The sequence below is a fragment of the Acidobacteriota bacterium genome (assembly GCA_016703965.1).
GTDB lineage: Bacteria > Acidobacteriota > Blastocatellia > Pyrinomonadales > Pyrinomonadaceae > OLB17.
Genome location: JADJBB010000002.1, coordinates 268,837 through 286,841, shown reverse-complemented (window position 1 = coordinate 286,841; position 18,005 = coordinate 268,837). Strand labels below are relative to the sequence as shown.

Below are 18,005 nucleotides of genomic sequence, written 5' to 3'. Positions count from 1 at the left end.
TGAGAAACCAAAGCGAGGAACCAGGTTATGACGAGAGGAAACATTTTTTTTCAAATAAGCCCCTGTCAACCGGTCAAAAAGCAGCCGCAAATATCTGTATTTACAACATTTAGACTGTCCACAGATGACCGCGGACACCCCGCGGACAGCCTGTGGACAGCCGGTGGACAGCCAATGCCCCAGAGAGGAGCTAAAGCACGTGTTAACAATACGTTAGGGCAATGAGGAATAAAATGCTGTCCGGGCACATATAATTCTGGTCTAATTAAGCTATGCAAGCATTGGGAAAAAGCAGAACCGAGATCGGCGATCTCCTGGCGGCCTATCGCGAGGTCAGAGCGTTTACAGAAGAGCTGTGCGAACCGCTCGAGGTCGAGGATTACATCCCGCAGCCGATCGTTGACGTCTCGCCGGCGAAGTGGAACATCGCCCACACGACCTGGTTTTTTGAGGAAATGATCTTGAAACAGTTCGTGCCGAATTACAAGGTTTTCGACGACCGATTCGGGTTTTTGTTCAATAGCTACTACAACACCATCGGCGAACGCACGCCGCGTGATAATCGCGGAGCATTAAGCCGTCCAAAGGTAAGCGAGGTTTTTGCGTTCCGAAAATACGTCGACGAACAGATAGCAGAATTGCTGTCAACGCCGCTGGAGCCTGAGATCGCCGAACTGGTCACGCTCGGACTCAACCATGAGCAGCAGCATCAGGAACTGTTCCTGACCGACCTGAAATACACGCTTAGCATCAATCCGCTTTTTCCGGCATACCGCGAAGGATTTGCGCCGGAGGAAAAAATTGAATCCGGTAACGGCGACCTGGTCGAACTCGGTGAAGGCGTTTACGAGATCGGTTTCGAGGGCGATGGATTCTGCTTTGACAATGAACTTTCGCGGCACAAGGTCTATCTCAACGATTTTGAGATTAGCGATCGGCTGGTGACAAATGCTGAATTCATTAAGTTTATCGACGCTGGCGGCTACACGGATTTCCGTTATTGGCATTCTGAAGGTTGGGACTGGGTCAACCGTGAAGAGGTGAGGTCGCCGCTCTATTGGAAGATCGACGGTGAATGGCATCATTTTACCTTGGATGGCTTGCGGCCCTTGGCGATGGATGCTCCGGTTTGTCACGTTTCGTTCTTCGAGGCGTCGGCTTTTGCGGAATGGAAAGGGATGAGACTGCCGACTGAGTTCGAATGGGAAGCCGCGAATGACCGATTCGGGTGGGGAAAACGTTGGGAATGGACGAATTCGGCATATTTGCCGTATCCGGGATTTGCGAAAGCGGCAGGAGCGGTCGGTGAATATAACGGTAAATTTATGATCAACCAAATGGTCTTGCGAGGTGCGTCGGTCGCAACTCCTGAGGGTCACAGTCGTCCATCATACAGAAACTTTTTCCATCCCCATTTAAGATGGCAATTTACCGGGATTCGACTAGCCAAGTAGGTACCACCCGCCCGCTCACGCAGGCGGTTCTGACAATATGCATAGCTCTCAGTCACCAGAACTCACCCAATTCGCCGAAGACGTCCTCGCCGGCCTCTCGACGACACCGAAATCCTTGTCGTCCAAGTATTTCTACGACGACGAAGGTTCGCGGCTGTTTCAGGAGATCATGAAACTGCCGGAATATTACCTGACGGGCTGTGAGCATGAGATCTTTTCGACGCAGGCCGACGCGATCTATCGCTCGTTCGCCAACGGCGGCGGGGGCTTTGACCTGATCGAACTCGGTGCGGGAGACGGCACGAAAACGGCCGTCCTCGTCGATCATTTCTTACGGCAAACAGACGATATTTCCTACTCGCCGATCGACATCTCGCAGGAAGCACTGGATGCGTTGACGACAAAATTCAATGCCGAGTTCCCGGCTCTGAAAATGGCGGCCCGCAATGGTGATTATTTCAAGATCCTCGAATCGCTGAAAGCCGAAAACGGACGGCGAAAAGTTCTGCTGTTCTTGGGATCGAATATCGGCAATTTCAGCCGCCACCAGGCCGTCGGATTTTTCCGTTCGCTGCGGGGTGTGATGAGCCCTGGCGATCTGCTGTTCATCGGCTTTGACCTTCAGAAAGACCCGCACGTGATCGTTCCGGCTTACGACGACGCAGCCGGCGTGACGGCGGCGTTCAATCTCAATTTGCTCAAGCGCATCAACCGCGAACTCGGCGGTAATTTTAACGTCGATAAATTCACACACTACGCCAATTACCGCCCGGTCGAAGGTTCGGCCCGCTCGTTCCTCATCAGCCGCGAACAGCAGAGCGTGCACATTGCGGCGTTGAACAAAACCTTCGAGTTCGACCAATGGGAAGCCGTTTTCATGGAGATATCGCAAAAATACAGCCTGCGAATGATCGCCGAGATGGCAGCTGAGAGCGGATTTGAGATTAAAGAGAATTTCTTTGACGGCCGTAAATATTATTGCGATTCGCTCTGGAAAACTGGAGAAAAGACATCTGTTTGAGGGTTAAAGGATCGATTGTGAATCGTTATGGAAACTGCAATTGCTCTGATTGCTTTAACAACAGGGTTTTTTCTTATTGGTTTTAGCCGAAAAATCGGGGCATACCTTGAGTTAAATGATTTAGTTCCTGGCTTTGCGTTTTTGAATTCCCGGGAACGCGTGTTCGGGCTTGGCCTTACATCTGTAGTAATTGGTGTGCTTTTCCTAGTTCATACCTTTGTCTTGTGAATATTTCGATACTACTGTTTGAAACCATCGACTCAACCAACACCCAAGCTAGCAAGCAGGCTCGACAAGGTGCGGCTGAGGGCTTATGTGTTATTGCAACGCGTCAGACCAACGGAAGAGGCCGACACGGACGTTCATGGATTTCAGAAAAGGACTCAGGTCTTTATTTCAGTATAGTTTTGAGACCTGAATTCGAGATTAAATATCTCTCGCTCATCACACTCATGACGGGCATCGCGGTTCATGATGCGTTAAAAGAATTCGGCATAAAGCCCGATATTAAATGGGTCAATGACCTACTGGTCAACGAAAAAAAGATCAGCGGCATTCTCGCGGAGACGGTCGAAACTCCAAAAGGGCTCGCGGTCGTTGTCGGCATCGGCGTTAATTTGACATCGCGCAATTTCCCCGACGAGATCGCCGAAACGGCAACGTCCGTCGAGGCAGCTATCGGGCGACGAATATCGGCGGACGAACTCGCTGAAGAACTGACAAAATATCTGGCATTTTTCTACAAGATGCTCTGTGAGAAAACCGGCCCAGCGGAGATAATCTAGCATTGGCAGCGGCGTTCGACATATTTCACCGGCAAAAACGTCCGCGTAACGCTCGCGGGTGAAACACTCGAAGGCACGACCGACGGCCTCGAAGACAACGGAGCCCTGAGAGTAAGAACAACCGCAGGCGACCTAAAGATCGTCCAGGCCGGTGATGTTGAAAAACTGAGAAGACAGTAGTCGGTTGTCGGTTGTCGGTTGTCGGTTGTCGGAACGATAAATCACAACTGACAACTGACTTCTGACTTCTGACAACTGGCTAAAAACCAAACATGCGACTTTCCGAACTTCATCCGATCATCTACCGAACGCGAATATGGCAGAAGCGTTTTTCGCGGCGGCTGTCGGATGTTGCCGTGCGTCGTTTTGCGTCGGAGGTTAGGGCGGAAACACTTCCGTTCACCTGCAAAAAGCATCAGTCTTTGCTCAGGCGTAGGCTGGGAAATTCCGATCCCGAGTTACAGCAGAACAAGGTTGAGAATCTAAAGGTCGCGTGTCCGACGATCGACGGCATTCTGATCAAACCGGGCGAAACGTTCTCTTTCTGGCGGCAGCTCGGCGAGGCGACGGCGGACAAGGGCTATGTAGAGGGAATGCAGCTTTCGCAGGGCGAGGTCGTTCGCGGCGTCGGCGGCGGGTTGTGTCAGCTCGCGAATCTCCTCTACTGGATGGCTTTGCACACGCCGCTTAAGATCGTGGAGCGGCATCATCACAGCTTTGATCCCTTTCCGGATGAAAATCGCACACTGCCCTTCGGCAGCGGAGCCGGCGTTTTTTATAACTACATCGATCTGCGTTTTTACAACCCGACAGAATTGACGTTTCAGATAAAGCTCTGGATAACCGACGATCATCTGAAAGGTGCTATCTATTCGGATCGTGAAACGCCGCATGCGTTCCACGTATTCGAGAAAAATCACCGATTTCTCACCAAGGACGGCAAGAACTTTCGTGAGAATGAGATCTGGCGAAAACTTATCGATCGAAGGACCGGAAACCTGGTCGCTGAGGAATTGATCGTCAAAAACTTTGCCGAGGTGAAGTACGAATTGAGTTTTGCGGCCGGAGAGTGTAACGTGTAGGATCACTATATGAGTAACGAATTTGATTTTGATGCGGAATTTGACCTCGACGATTTTGACGAAGAACTTGCGGAGTTTGACGATTTTGACGACGAATTCGGAGGTGTCGAGGTTCGCACTGCCGTTATGCAAAAGAACGACATGATCGCTCTTTTATGCATTAAAACGGCTTCAGTCGGGGCAGCTATTTGCCGCGTTGATCCACGCGAAGACCGCCCCGCTGTCCAGATCTACGACGACGCTGGAGCAGCCGTCGAATGGTTCACCAAAAGCCTCAGAACCAGCCGCCGAAATGGGTGGAACGTCGTCTATGACGGCTTGCCGCTGCAAGGATAGGTCAGAACCGCCTGCGTCAGCGGGCGGCCTGGCGTTCACTTTTGACTCGTTGATTTTCTGCTCAACTCTCACCGCCCGCTTACGCAGGCGGTTCTGACAAATGCTCCTCGCCGTTGACATCGGAAACACGAACATTAAGTTCGGCATCTACGACGGCGAAAACCTCGTCCACAAATTCAGCCTTCCCACGGCTCTGGATATTTCAGCCGCATCCTTAGACACGTCTAAATTCCCTGTTACCAATGCTATCGTCTGCTCGGTCGTGCCCGAGATCAACAGCTCGGTGAGCGATCAGATATCAACGGAATTTGGCGTGACAGCCTCGTTCGTAACAAACGATCTCGACTTCGGCCTCGATATCAAATACGAACCGCTTTCCGCGGCGGGAACGGACCGCCTCGTCAATGTGTTCTCTGCGGTCGAAAAATACGTCGGGCCGTGCGTGGTTTGCAGTTTTGGCACCGCTCTGACGATCGATGCGGTTGACGAAAACCGCTTACTCAAAGGCGGCTTGATCGCGCCGGGAATGGCAACGATGGCAAGGGCGTTAAATCTCTACACCTCAAAACTTCCCGAAGTAGTTATCGAAAAACCATCATCGGTGATCCAAAACACGACGATCGGATCGATCCAGTCGGGCGTCGTTTACGGTTATTTCGGTTTGGCAAGCTCGCTGATCGAGCAGGTCAAAGCTGAGTCGTCAAATAATGCAAAAGTCATCGCGACCGGCGGTTTCGCCAGGATGATCGCCGAAAACACTGATCAGATCGATATCGTCGACGAAAACCTGCTGCTTGACGGGCTTATGCTGCTGCACAAACGTCTTACCCTGCGTAGGTAGCGAGAAATCTCGGCGGTTTGCGGGCCTTTGTCGCCTGCTCGAATGCATAGGCCGCCATGATCAGCTTGTGCTCCGTAAAGGCCTTGCCAAAGAATGAGATACCCGCAGGAAGCCCCTGAATGAAACCTGCTGGAACCGTAATATTTGGATAACCCGCGACTGCCGCGAGCGACGAACTCTCAAATACGCCGCAATCACCGCCTACCAGATCGGTCATCCACGCAACGCCGCCCGACGGAGCGACGATCGCATCGAGTTTGTCTTTGTCCATTACAGCATCGATTCCCTGTTCCTGGGTCATCAGTTTGCTCTGCAGCAAGGCGATCTTGTATGCACTATCGTTCAGTCCGCCCTTTGCCTCAGCTTGCAGGAATATCTCCTGGCCAAAATACGGCATTTCGCGGTCGGCGTTCTTTTCGTTAAACGCGATGAGATCTTTCAGAGATCTGTTTGCTCCGCCGCGTTTTGCGAGGTACTTGTTGAGATCCGCTTTGAACTCATACAACAAGACCTCATACTCTGCGTCGCCGAAATCCTGGAGTTTTGGGAACGTCACGTCGATCAGCGAAGCACCGCCGTTCTTCAGCACCTGCAAAAGCGGCTCGATCAATTTGTCGACCTTCGCGTTGCGGCCAAAATGCTGCCTGGCAACGCCGATCCGCATTCCTTTGAGGCCGTCTTTTTTTAGGCTGGCGGTGTAGTCGGCACGTTCCCATTTTCCGCGTGCGGTTGTGAGCTCGTCATTCGGGTCTGCTCCGACGAGCACGTTCAGCATTGCTGCGGCGTCTGCCACGGTTCGGGTCATCGGCCCTGCCGTGTCCTGACTATGTGCGATCGGGATAATGCCCGAACGCGAAACCAGTCCAAGCGTTGGCTTTATCCCAACGAGCCCACACGTGGCCGACGGACAAACGATCGAGCCGTCCGTCTCCGTCCCTACTGCGATCGCCGCCAGATTCGCGGCGATCGCAGAGCCCGAACCTGATGACGAGCCGCACGGATTCCGATCTAAAATATACGGATTTCGGGTCTGTCCACCACGGCCCGACCAACCGCTCGATGACTTTAGAGATCGGAAATTCGCCCATTCCGAAAGGTTCGTCTTGCCGAGAATTACCGCACCCGCTTCGCGAAGCTGCTTTACGACGAAAGCATCCTGCCTTGGAGTCGGCGCATCGACGAGAGCGAGGCTGCCTGCGGTCGTCTTCATCTTGTCGGCGGTGTCGATGTTGTCTTTTATCAGGCCCGGAATTCCATGCAAGGGGCCGACGCGTTTGCCTGACTTCCTTTCCTCATCACACCGATCAGCGATCGCGAGGGCGTCGGGATTCAATTCGATGATTGAATTCAGTTTCTTATCGATCTCGGCGATACGGGCGAGATAGCCTTCTGTGATCTTTCTTGCGGTCGTCTGGCCCGAAGCCATCGCAGCCTGCAATCCAGCGACAGTTGCTTCTTCCAGCTCGACCTGGGCCGCTGCGGCGAACGAAGTCCGCGAACCAATGAAAAAGGAAGCACCCGCCAAGGCGGACATTTGCAAAAACTCTCGACGATCGATCATCTGGTTTTCCTCACATTTTTGGATCAATTGATGTTTACGATTATCAACCTCGCGTGGCCGAAAGGCAATTCCCGATATCTCGGCTATACTTATTTGCAATGGATCAGGCCAAAGCCGACATCGCTCCCTCAAAACTGATAACCGCCCTTCTCGGTTTCAATCTCCTTCCGGCGATCGTTTTTTTACCGACACGCCGGCGGTGCGACGAAGCTGCTTCAGAGGTGGCTCAAGACAAGTCCCAGAAGGTAGAGCCTGAACGTCAGGCGATGCGGCAGAAGATATTTGATGAATTCGCCGCGGATTTTCCCGAGGTCCACGATCACAAACACAGCAAAGTCATTGTTCACGCGGGCGTTGCGGCTCATCACGCTGGGCATATTCCTTCGTGGAAATTGCTGATAGAGCGGATGATGTCCTCAGGCCTGCTAAATGCCCTGTTCGCAACATCGACCGTCGCTGCGGGCGTCGATTTCCCTGCCAGAACGGTCGTTATTACTAATGCCGACACACGCGGCAACGACGGCTGGCGTTCGCTGACCGCAAGTGAATTACAGCAAATGACCGGACGTGCCGGACGCCGCGGAAGAGATAATGTCGGATTTGTCGTGCTGGCTCCCGGCCAATTCCAGAATCCAAAAAAGATCGCCGAGCTTCTAAAAGCTCCGCCCGACCCGCTGGAAAGCCGCTTTAGGGCGACTTACACGAGCCTCCTGAACCTGCTTGATGCGTTCGGCACTTTTGAACAGGTTCGTGAGATCGCCGAAAAAAGCTTCGCCTTTCGCGAAAGCCGTCGTGCGAGTGCAAACGCAAAACACCGTGACGGAGCCGACGATCTCAGCGACCGGATATGGCTGCCTTTCGAACAGCGGGCGATGGTACTTGACCATTTTGGCTACTTGGATTATGAGGCGGAAACCGTTACCGAGAGCGGCAAATGGCTCGCTGACCTTCGTATTGACCGCCCCTTGCTCGTAGGCGAAGCTCTGAAAGAAGGCATTTTTGACGACCTGAAGATTTCCGAGGCAGCGGGGCTAATGGCGTCGGTCGCGTCCGATGCGGATCGCAGCTACGGCGAAATGCGTTCGACCCGAAATATGACCGACATCCTCGGTGATTTCGAGGGCCTCGTCGTTATGGTCTCAAATGTCGAATGGAGAAACGGCGTGGTTCCCGCCGAAGAAATCAACTATTCAGCGGCAGCCGCAGCCGAACGATGGACGGCCGGAATGGCCTGGGATGAACTCGTTGACCGCACAAAAGCTGAGGAAGGCGACCTCGTTCGACTCCTGTCGCGGACCGGTGAGGCACTAAGACAGCTCGCAAATCTAAGGGATTCAAATCCGGCTGCGGCCGCGATCGCGTTAACAGCATCCGAAGCCATCCTCCGCGATCCGGTCCGCTAGAGCGTCTTCAACATCTCGTGCTGATCGAGGCGTTCGTAAAACCCGCGATTTAGAAAAAAGTTCATTACATCGGATAGACCTGTGTCGATATTGATGACCTGCATCGAAAATCCATCCGCCGTCTCGTTTTGTACCGCTTTAAGAAGGGCTGTGCCGACACCTCGGCGTCGATGTTCCTTACTTACAGCCATCTGGGCGATCCGGCCAAATTTAGCAGAGAAAGCTGCGTAGCCAACACACTGCTCACTCTCAAAAGCACCGAGGATGAGCTTCAAGCCGCGGCTGCGCTCAATTGCATCGATTGAATTTTGCCATGACGGCTTTCCCTCCCAGAATGAACCGAGTAGATCCCAATCCGGATCTTTGATCTCTCGGATCTCAACATCCGGTCTTTCGTCGCAGGGAGCGCTGAGCTTGCCGTCGCATTGTAGTAAAGCCAATCGGCGAGTTTTACGGAAGCCGAGTTTTTCGTAAAGGCTTATCGCCCCCGTGTTCGTCGTAATAACCTCGAGGAGACATTGTTCAAGACCCGCTTTCGCAAAATCCTCAAGCATCATTTTGAACATCGATTCGCTCAAACCTCGCCGACGCTGATCAGGAACAACGCCGGTTCCGGCATCATAAACTGTTCGGCGTCCATCCCATTCGCCAAATCCGTTGAGGCTGAATCCGACGATGCGTTCGTCAACAAAGCACCCCACGGTACGATCGAGATCCACGGCGGTGAGATTTATGTGATTGCGAAACTGGGCCTCCGTAAGCGCAAACGGGATCACATAGTCGGAAAATGCAAGCGTGAAAGCTTCGTACAGCTTATCGAAATAGCCTCTATTCAAAAACCTGCATTCCATCGAGGTGATTTCGTTTCCTTCGTTCATTTGGTAAAATGAGAGCTGGTTTACGTGGTGTAATAGAGTAAATTAGACAAGGTCTATCAATAATGCAAGTACTACTGGCAAATGAATACGGTTTTTGTTTCGGGGTCGAACGTGCGGTAGAGATGGTCGAGAAAGCCATAGGAGAAGGCCAGACCGTCAGAGCCCTTGGGCCGCTCATCCATAACGAGCAGGAAATGCAGCGTCTTGCGCACGAAGGTGTGACAACGATAAGCGAACCCGTCCAGATCGGCCGCCTCGAAACTGCGGTGATCCGCGCTCACGGCGTTACACCGGAAGTTCAAAAAGAACTGGAGGAAAAGGCGGCGAATGTTGTAGATGCAACGTGTCCGTTTGTCACACGCGTTCAAAAACTTGCCGCCCGTGCCGCCGCTCAGGATCGCCACGTGATCGTGGTTGGCAGCCCTGAACATCCTGAAATGATCGGTGTCAAAGGCTATGCTCCGAACCACGCTTTTATTATTCGCGATGAAACGGAGGTCGCGTCGCTGCCCCGCCTTCGAAATCCTTTAGTCGTTTCGCAAACAACAATAAAGGTAAAAACATTCTTCGATACCGCGGACGCAATTCGCGATCGCACCGACGACACTGTCGAGATCATCAATACGATATGCTCAGCGACGAAAGACCGCCAGGAAGCAGCCCGTGCTTTAGCCGGTATGGTCGATGCGTTCTATATTATCGGCGGACGCCATTCGTCGAATAGCGTAAAACTGCTCGGTGTATGCAAGGAGCAATGCGAAAAGAGCTTTCTCATTGAAACAGAGGCCGAAATCAACCCCGCCGATCTCATCGGCGTCGAAAAGGTCGGCGTCACGGCGGGAGCATCGACCCCAAAATGGCTTATCGACAATGTCGTCAAATATCTTGAGAATTTTGGCAAAGAGGATGTCGGCGGATTAAAGCCATGATCGCTCTGACAAATCGGAACAAAAAAGGGCCGCATCGTTTCTCGATGATGCGGCCCAACCTATTTCGGAGATTTCGAATAGACTTCCAGCATGCCCACCGTGATCAAATGTTTGCCACTGTGCTCTTACACGCTTTTCTTCCGTTCATCTATTAGAAAGGTTCATTCGAACCTAGCTTCCATTAAAAACAAAAACTTTCCTCTCACGATGCATTTCTGGTAAGGACTCGCACTTTAGCGAAGAAAGATCCAAGTCTCATTAATTGGCTATCGAATTAAAAAAACGGCTCGGAAGTGTACTCCGAGCCGCTTGTCATTTTAGCGTTGGAACGCCAGCTATTCTATTCCAGGCCGACCAGGTTCACATCGCTTAGGTTTTCCGTGAGGTTTACTATGCGGGTTGCGAATCTGAATCGTTTGCTGGCCACCGTCAGCAGGTAGTCGCGTCCGACCTCGAGCCCTTCGAACTGGTAGGCTCCGAATGAGCTTGTTACCGTTGTTCTACGGTTGCCCGCCGTGTCGATGATCGTGACCGTCGCGTTTCTCAGGCCCTGTCCGGCTGCGGTTGTTACTCTGCCGGAGATCGTGGCTCCGTCAAGCAGTGTGCCGCCGGTGAATGAGACCAGCCCGTCCGTCCAGTACAGCATCGGCAGCGGGTTGTTCTCCGCGTTTCTCACGTCCCTTTGAGTTGGGAAGTCGCCGAATCTGATCTGGGCACTCGTCGCCGGGCTTTGGAAGGTCGGGAAGGTGATCTTCACGAGTTCTCTCGTTCCGGCTGGCAGTGCCGCCGTCGGAGTGATCGTGATGCCGACCTTGCCTTGCAGCGAGTTGTTGACGGCCAGGGTGCAGTTCACTGCTCCCGTGCCGCATGTCACCGTCGGGATGCCCAGTGCCGTTACCGGATATTCCACCGTAAAGGCCACCTTCGTCTCGACACCCGTCGTTGTCATCAGCACCGGAACGGTCACAGGCTGTCCCTGCGTTGCTATCTGGCTCACCACCCTCGCCGTTCTCGGTATCGCGTTCGGGCCCGGTACATCGTAGGCGATGAAGTCCCCGCCCGTGATATTGCCGGCCACGTTGGTGTACGTTCTGCTTGTCGCCTCAAACGCCTTGCCGAGGCCGCTTGGGGTGATGGTATAGCTGCCGCCTGTCTGCGTTACTCCGAATGAGTAGTTGCCGTTTGCGTCAGTGGTGGTCGTTGTGGCCTGCTGCGTTGCGGTGTTCAGCAGTGTCATTGTTACGCCCGCGAGGTTCACGTTCGTGCCGAAGGCGATGAACTGCTTGACGTTGCCCGTCAGGCCGATCACCACATTGTGCTGGACTGCCTGTGACGTGCTCGCTCCAAAGTTCGCATCGCCGGCGTAGGTCGCCGTGATGGTCTTCGGACCGAGTGTCGAGGCCAGGCTGCATGTGCCGGCCGCGACCGCTGCCGTACAGGTGTTGCCCGTACCGTCGCTCACTGTCACATTACCCGTCGGGGTTCCCGCTCCCGGGGCGACCGGACTCGTTGTCCAGTTGACCGGGTAGTTCTGTCCGACCACTGTCGAGTTTCCGAGGGCTGAGGCGTTCGTGATCGTGGTCGTCGTTGCCGCCTGTGTTACCGTCAGGGTTCCGTTAACGGTCGCGAACGTGTAGTTCGGGGCTGCCAGGGTTCCCTGTGCGGCGGTGATCGGGTACGCTCCCGGAGCCGATGTGGAGACGGCTGAGGTCGAGATGTTCGGGGTTCCCGTCACACCGCTTGTCGCCAGCGTCTCTCCGTTCTGGAAGCCAGTGATCGTGAACGTCAGGGCCGGGTTAGCGGCTCCAAACACTCTTGTCTGGTTATTCGCCGTCACCGTCAACTGGGATTGGGTGATGGTCAGTATGCCGTTCGTGAATGTTGTGAAGGCGTAGTTCCCTGATGCCAGGGTGCCCAGTGCTGCCGTGATGGCATACGGGCTGCCCGCGACCGGGCTCGATGGCGTCGCCGTCGTTGAAAGCAGCGGGCTGCCCGTCACGTCGCTTGTTCCGAGGTTCTGGCCGAGGACAAAGCCCGTGAAGGTTGCCGTCAGCGTGGGGTTCGCGGCTCCGTAGGCACGGCTCTTATTATCCGCCGTTACCGTCAGGCCTTTCTTGTTGACTGTCACGTTGCCGCCGATGTAGTTGAAGCTGTAGTTGTTCGAGACCGCTCCCGAACAGCTCGACGGATACTGCGAGCCTGAGACCGGCGAGCCCTGGACATAGGTCGTCGAGCACGTCGGCTGGGTTGTCAGGTTGGCCGTCGTTTCACCAAGCACGAAGCCCGTGATCGCTGCCGTGATCGCCGGTGCCGCATCGCCGTATGTGACCGCCGCCGATGAGGCCGCGACATTGAGCGGTGCCTTGCCGATCGTCTGGGTCGTCGAGCCGTTCGAACCGTTGAAGTTCGCGTTGCCCGAGTACACTGCCTGGATGACCTTGCCCACTCCCGCCGGCAGCTGGTTCGTCGTACAGACCGCCGCTCCCAGTGCCGTCACCGCCACATTCTGGCAGCCCGCGATCGGTGCTGCTCCGTCATTGAAGTTCACCGTCCCCTGCGGCGTTCCCGAACCAGGTGCTACCGCCGTAATCGTCGCCGTCGCCGTCAACGTCGAACCGTAGTTCGGTGCATTGATCAGCGTCTGCACGGTGGTTGCGGAATCAGCCTTGTTGACCGTATGCGGTACCGTCGGTGCGGTGCTTCCGTTGAAGTTTGCGTTACCCGAGTACGTCGCCGTTAGTGTTGCGGCTCCTACAGACGTCGATGGCATAACACAACTTGCTGCGGGCAAAATGATCACACAGAGATTCGTTCCGTCACTCACACTTATGTTTCCGCTCGGAGCCTGCACCACCATTGGAGCATCCGGTGAGAGTACTCTTCCTGAGTATTGCGGTACAACTCCTTCCGGCAAAGCAAAATCGCCCTTGTCGACTAAGCGTAGGTCTTCATCCGCCAATGGCGGCACAGGAGCAGGTACCAGCCGCGCTGTGTAGGTCCACGGGAATGCCCCGCCACCACTCGGCACATTATCGAAGGATGTGACAACAAGCGTGTAATTACCCGCTGCGAGTGGGGTAGTGGTTGATATCCTGGATTTGTTAGAACTTCCACCAGTATCGTCATCAGCCGCTATGGCGTTCGCACAGGGCGTTGCAGGATTGAATCCACCCGGTCCGTAGAGCGTAATGAATGTGTCTGCTGCAGCCGGCGTGATCGTCGCTCCATCGACCGGCGATGTGCTCAGAGTTATGTTTGAGCTGGATGCAAGGGTAAAGGAATGGGTACGGTATCGAACTGCCGTTCCGACGCCGGAAAGAGAGCACGCACTGCCCTGAAGAAAGCCTAGCGGACGGTTGTACGTCGGGTCGCCGACACCAAGCGTTCCGCTCAACGAAGTCGGGATGAGGGGCGTAACCGCCGCACTCACAGTGTACGGTTGACCAAACACCGTCGGGTCGGGTACGTCTGAAATGATCCTAGTCGCGGTATCAGCCTTGTTGACGATCAGTGTAAACGGAGCATCCGTGGTCGCTCCGCAGTTGTCGGTCACACGGATCGTGATTGTGTGGGCACCGACCGGTTCGGCGTTCGAGATCGAAACGACACCCGCCGGAGTCACGGAGATATTTCCCGTATACGTACCGGTCGACTGGACCGCAACGCTTGCGACCGAGCCGTTATCGCTTGGCCCCGTCGCCGGGTTAACAATGACTCCGGACTGGCCGTACACGATCGCAGGCGGATTGGTATAGGTTAGAACCGGCGGCGGATTCGTCACCGTAACGGTCATCTGAGCTGTCGCGGTATTAAGAGCAGCATCCGAGGCGGTGATGTTAAAGTTAGCGTTCGTGGCTCCGCAAGCAGCGACGATACTAGCTGTCACGACACCAGCGGTATTTACGAGATTTGAAACCGTTACACCGCTAACAGTTGCCGAGGCTCCGCCGTTGACGGTAACGCTCGTCACACCAACATTATCGCTAACATTTGCGATCGTAGAATTGGAGACAGGTGAACCGGCAAAGCGTGAGTTCGCGACCGTTGAGATATTAGGCGGCTGCGTGTCGTTCACGGTAATGTTGAAAGAACACATTGGCCCGGCGGTAGAGGTAGCCGTAACCGGCGTAATGCCGATCGGGAAGAAAGACCCGGAAGCCGGCGAGGCGGTGATCGTGCCGCAGTTTCCGGTCGTCGTCGGCGCTGGATAGTTAACCACTGCCCCGGCCTGATTCGCAGCGTTCGAAACCGTAATATTTGCCGGACATGTGAGTGTACATGCTGCGGTCGAATGAAGCCCGATCGCCCCTAGAAGCTGTGGAATATGCTGGCGAGCAGCATTACCGTTTTCCCCGTCGACCCCGGAAAGCGAGAATGACCTTTCACCGATTCTATCCTGATTAGGCAGATCGATCGCACCCGTTCCCATCAACGGGGGAACCGCAGTCGGCTGTGTGGAACCGGCTTTGTTGATGTGCGACAGCGAAAGAGCGTGGCCGGCTTCGTGCGAGGTCGTGCCGGCGACCGCGAAGGTGGTAAAGGTAATATCTCCCGACGAAAGAGCATTCGCCGGAGCGAGGCCGCCGAGACCCTGAATATTATCTATGAATATCGAGCCGACTACGTTGCCTACAACTATACCGAAATTAGGCCCAGTTCCGCCAGAATTCCGTACTACCGAACCTCCAGCAACGCCTAATGCCCCAATATGCGGGCCGGCAGTACCGTCACCGAGTTGCATGTAGTAATAATTTGTCAGGCCGGGAGGTGCAACGCCGATGTCGCCAAGGATGAAGTCGATCCTGAGATCCTGTCCCGGGGGCCCCGCGACGGTACCTGCAAGCTCGTTGAAATAATCCTCTTGGACTTCAGCCAAAATGGCGTTTTCAATTAACGTCCGGTTCGCGGGGGTATTTGTGAAACCAAACAGCGAAGGATCCCATCTGGCAGTGGTATTCCCAAAAATGTCGCTGGTCGATGCCGCCGCGTCCGTCGTCCAACGAATATCAAGGACAATCGTCAGAATATTAGCCTCGTGGATACCCCGGCTGAGATCTGGCGGGGTCTGCGTGCTCTTTTCTGGATCGGCGCAGATGCTCTCCATTGCTTCGATCTCGGCTTTGGTGAATTTGCCTAGTTCTACGTCAACGTGGGCACAACCTTGCCTACCATCAAGCTCACCATCGCTTCCGGGGGCCTGCAAGCTGGGTGTGAGCATTTCCGGCACGGAAACTTTCCGCGCACGTGACAGCGATTGCCGGCCCGCGGTATCATCTTTCACCGAAGCAGCCAAAGACCGCTTCTCAGCAGACGAATTCTGCGTTACAAAGCCGAAACCAATAGCAACGAGTAGCGCCAAAGCGCCGAAAAGCGTGATCTGCCTAAGCATAAATATTCTCCTGTCGATTTTTTTTAACGTAAAAGCGAGTTAACGGCTAGTTCCACAAACGTGTAGGCCGGTAACATCATCAGTCATTTCTTGATTTGCCTACATAGTGCATTAGTTTTAGCTATCCAGTCAAGGGATTTTTTGGACATCTGTCAGTCGCACATCATATGTCACATGTCCGGTAGTTGTAGAAAAAAAATGTCCGGTTTGAGAGATGAGAAAAAACAGAGCCTTGAATGGCGTATGGTTTCACGAATCTCGGTAGCAAAGATAATCGGCCCTGTTGTTTGACAACACCCAGCGAGGCGGGTTTGACGGTATTTTCCTTTTCCCTCAGAATAGGTTTTGCAGATGACTTTCAGCCAGGCCCCAGAGATGACTCAACGTCTTAGATTGGTAAAGCAATTTTCTAAAAATGACCTTCGACCAATCTCGCATTTACCTCTACCAAACGGTGTATTAATGACCGACAGGACACCCTGCTCCTACGACCAAAGCGGCTGTTTTACGCCATAACTGTCGAAAATGCTCCTATTTTGACAAAGTGTGAATCGATTCACACTTTAAAACACGATCACAAAGAAAAGCACAAAAAATCCACCCCAAATTTTTTCGATCTGGGGTGGAATTCGGTTTTGGTGCTCCCGGGTGGATTCGAACCACCGGCCTTTCACTTAGGAGGCGAACGCTCTATCCTACTGAGCTACGGGAGCGAGAGGAACGCGGGCGTAGGGCCGGCGTGTCAGCATTTAAGAATCATATCGCACGAGCGACCTTACGTCATAGCCATCGAATTTGCTGCGGCCGTTGAGGAAATTCAGTTCAACGACGAAAAGCAAAGCTGCTACCTCACCGCCAACGCTCTCGACGAGATCGACAACCGCGCGGGCCGTACCGCCTGTCGCCAGCAGGTCGTCGACGATCAGCACCTTGTGCCCTTCGCCAACCGCATCCTTGTGCATTTCGAGCGTATCCTGGCCGTACTCGAGGTCATATGATATCGAGACCTTTTCGGCAGGCAGTTTTTTGGGCTTTCGTACCGGAATAAAACCGGCTCCGAGCTGGTAAGCAAGCGGAGTCGCGAAAATAAACCCGCGTGATTCGACACCGATGATCGTGTCGATCTCCAAACCACGACACTGTTCGGTCAGAGCGTCGATCGTGCCTTCCAGACCCTCGGGATCTTTCAAAAGCGTCGTGATGTCATAAAAGTTAATACCCGGTTTCGGGAAATCGGGCACTTCGCGTATGAGTTTTTTTAGATGTTCCATTTCTTCTAATTTCTATCGTTCTATTCTAAATGCTGAGTACAACCTGGTCGGTTCCAGTACAAGCTCTTCCAATACAGTCACTCTCGCCTGAAGCGGCCCTGCCGCCAGATCCTGTCTAAAAGCATCGACGGCTGCGGCTGATCCTTCGGCATGAACCTCAACACGGCCGTCACTCAGGTTCTTTATGTAGCCGCGCACTTGATGGCGTGCCGACGACCGCTGGGCGAAGAATCTATACCCGACGCCCTGAACCTCCCCGCTAATGTAGAACTTCCTTGCGATCATCTAACCAAGAGCATCCAGGCATTCCATCAAACTACGCCGCCGACACGTGTAGATCGGCACTCCGCGCAGCGTCATCTTGCTCGCCGGCGTCCGTCTCAGTTCCTCGGCCAAAGCGAGAAAATCTCTCGGCTCATCGGTCTCAAACGATACCAGATACTCCGTGTCCTTAAATCCAAATGCGTGAGTCAGGTGGATCTTAATGTTCGGGAACCGCTTACCGACCATGAAGTTCTCCTCGATCAGTTTATCCCTCTCCTCGCTCGGCATCTCGAACCACTCCTGATCTTTCGCACACGGATAGAAAAAGTGGTATTTCGCCGAGCCTGCCCTTACACGCTGGCGGTTCTCACCCGGCCCGTCAATAAACATCATGCGTCTGGTCACCGAAAGATAGTTATCCGCAGTTTCGATGAACCGCCCAAGATTCGTTTGATTCAGCCTCGCGGTCATATCCTGTATCAGATCGAGCGACCTGGCGACCCGCCACAACATTAGATCTGCCCGCGAATCAAAACCAACCAGGGAATAACTGAACAGAAGGAAATCATCGCGAAAACTCTCAAAAATCTCAGCAAACTCAGCCTTATAAACTCCCTTCGTTTCATCATCGAGAGCACGCCATTCCGGGATTACCCTCAGGAACGTAAAATTCACGAACTGCTTCTCGACCGCTGAAAGCTCGGGCACTTCCTCCATCTCCGGCACGAGCCGGAGTGGAATCTCGCTCGCTTCTTTCTGAAAATGTAGTAGTTCCTTGGTCATTTGCCCGG

General features: G+C 53.8%; 15 protein-coding genes, 1 tRNA gene and 1 pseudogene. 10 read left to right on the top strand and 7 right to left on the bottom strand.

Features of this window, described 5'->3' with window-relative positions; all coding sequences use genetic code 11:
* Window positions 1–272 precede the first annotated feature (272 nt).
* The 8 genes and pseudogenes from IPG22_01310 to IPG22_01275 all read left to right on the top strand — a co-directional run bounded on the left by IPG22_01310 (window position 273) and on the right by IPG22_01275 (window position 5,519).
* Window positions 273–1,454, top strand: a complete 1,182-nt coding sequence (locus IPG22_01310; protein MBK6586949.1) for an ergothioneine biosynthesis protein EgtB — start codon at window positions 273–275, stop codon at window positions 1,452–1,454.
* Between the two features lie 37 nt (window positions 1,455–1,491).
* Complete coding sequence (egtD, locus tag IPG22_01305) at window positions 1,492–2,475, top strand: L-histidine N(alpha)-methyltransferase (GenBank protein MBK6586948.1); 984 nt, start codon at window positions 1,492–1,494, stop codon at window positions 2,473–2,475.
* Between the two features lie 27 nt (window positions 2,476–2,502).
* Window positions 2,503–2,703 (top strand): hypothetical protein, encoded by a 201-nt coding sequence (locus tag IPG22_01300; GenBank protein MBK6586947.1) that lies wholly within the window; start codon window positions 2,503–2,505, stop codon window positions 2,701–2,703.
* Window positions 2,700–3,260 carry a biotin--[acetyl-CoA-carboxylase] ligase gene (locus tag IPG22_01295; GenBank protein ID MBK6586946.1) on the top strand — a complete coding sequence of 187 codons (561 nt, stop codon included), beginning with the start codon at window positions 2,700–2,702 and terminating at the stop codon, window positions 3,258–3,260. The genes IPG22_01300 and IPG22_01295 overlap by 4 nt, the downstream gene beginning before the upstream one ends.
* Window positions 3,261–3,290: 30 nt before the next feature.
* Window positions 3,291–3,440: pseudogene (locus IPG22_01290) on the top strand (biotin--[acetyl-CoA-carboxylase] ligase).
* A 92-nt stretch (window positions 3,441–3,532) separates the two neighbouring features.
* Window positions 3,533–4,342, top strand: a complete 810-nt coding sequence (locus IPG22_01285) for a VanW family protein (GenBank protein MBK6586945.1) — start codon at window positions 3,533–3,535, stop codon at window positions 4,340–4,342.
* Between the two features lie 9 nt (window positions 4,343–4,351).
* Window positions 4,352–4,678 (top strand): hypothetical protein, encoded by a 327-nt coding sequence (locus tag IPG22_01280; GenBank protein MBK6586944.1) that lies wholly within the window; start codon window positions 4,352–4,354, stop codon window positions 4,676–4,678.
* A 100-nt stretch (window positions 4,679–4,778) separates the two neighbouring features.
* Window positions 4,779–5,519 carry a type III pantothenate kinase gene (locus tag IPG22_01275; GenBank protein ID MBK6586943.1) on the top strand — a complete coding sequence of 247 codons (741 nt, stop codon included), beginning with the start codon at window positions 4,779–4,781 and terminating at the stop codon, window positions 5,517–5,519.
* Here the strand turns inward: IPG22_01275 and IPG22_01270 are convergent.
* A complete protein-coding gene (locus IPG22_01270) occupies window positions 5,503–7,080 on the bottom strand; it encodes an amidase (GenBank protein MBK6586942.1) in 1,578 nt (525 codons plus the stop codon). The genes IPG22_01275 and IPG22_01270 overlap by 17 nt on opposite strands.
* 98 nt (window positions 7,081–7,178) lie before the next feature.
* Between IPG22_01270 and IPG22_01265 the strand changes: the two genes are divergently transcribed.
* A complete protein-coding gene (locus tag IPG22_01265) occupies window positions 7,179–8,483 on the top strand; it encodes a hypothetical protein (protein ID MBK6586941.1) in 1,305 nt (434 codons plus the stop codon).
* Here the strand turns inward: IPG22_01265 and IPG22_01260 are convergent.
* Window positions 8,480–9,361: a GNAT family N-acetyltransferase gene (locus IPG22_01260; GenBank protein MBK6586940.1), complete on the bottom strand. Its 882-nt coding sequence runs from the start codon at window positions 9,359–9,361 to the stop codon at window positions 8,480–8,482. The two genes, IPG22_01265 and IPG22_01260, sit on opposite strands and share 4 nt — an antisense overlap.
* 62 nt (window positions 9,362–9,423) lie before the next feature.
* Here IPG22_01260 and ispH point away from each other — a divergent pair, with 62 nt between their 5' ends.
* Complete coding sequence (ispH, locus tag IPG22_01255) at window positions 9,424–10,290, top strand: 4-hydroxy-3-methylbut-2-enyl diphosphate reductase (protein MBK6586939.1); 867 nt, start codon at window positions 9,424–9,426, stop codon at window positions 10,288–10,290.
* Window positions 10,291–10,630: 340 nt separating this feature from the next.
* On the opposite strand, the gene IPG22_01250 is transcribed toward ispH, so the two are convergent.
* From IPG22_01250 to IPG22_01230, 5 genes are all read right to left on the bottom strand, one after another.
* Window positions 10,631–15,679, bottom strand: coding sequence for an Ig-like domain repeat protein (locus tag IPG22_01250; protein MBK6586938.1), 5,049 nt, complete (start codon window positions 15,677–15,679; stop codon window positions 10,631–10,633).
* Between the two features lie 636 nt (window positions 15,680–16,315).
* Window positions 16,316–16,392, bottom strand: a tRNA-Arg gene (locus tag IPG22_01245).
* Between the two features lie 36 nt (window positions 16,393–16,428).
* Window positions 16,429–16,950 (bottom strand): adenine phosphoribosyltransferase, encoded by a 522-nt coding sequence (locus IPG22_01240; GenBank protein MBK6586937.1) that lies wholly within the window; start codon window positions 16,948–16,950, stop codon window positions 16,429–16,431.
* Between the two features lie 12 nt (window positions 16,951–16,962).
* A complete protein-coding gene (locus IPG22_01235) occupies window positions 16,963–17,235 on the bottom strand; it encodes an acylphosphatase (GenBank protein ID MBK6586936.1) in 273 nt (90 codons plus the stop codon).
* Window positions 17,236–17,997, bottom strand: a complete 762-nt coding sequence (locus IPG22_01230; GenBank protein MBK6586935.1) for a chlorite dismutase family protein — start codon at window positions 17,995–17,997, stop codon at window positions 17,236–17,238. It abuts the gene before it with no gap.
* Window positions 17,998–18,005 lie beyond the last annotated feature (8 nt).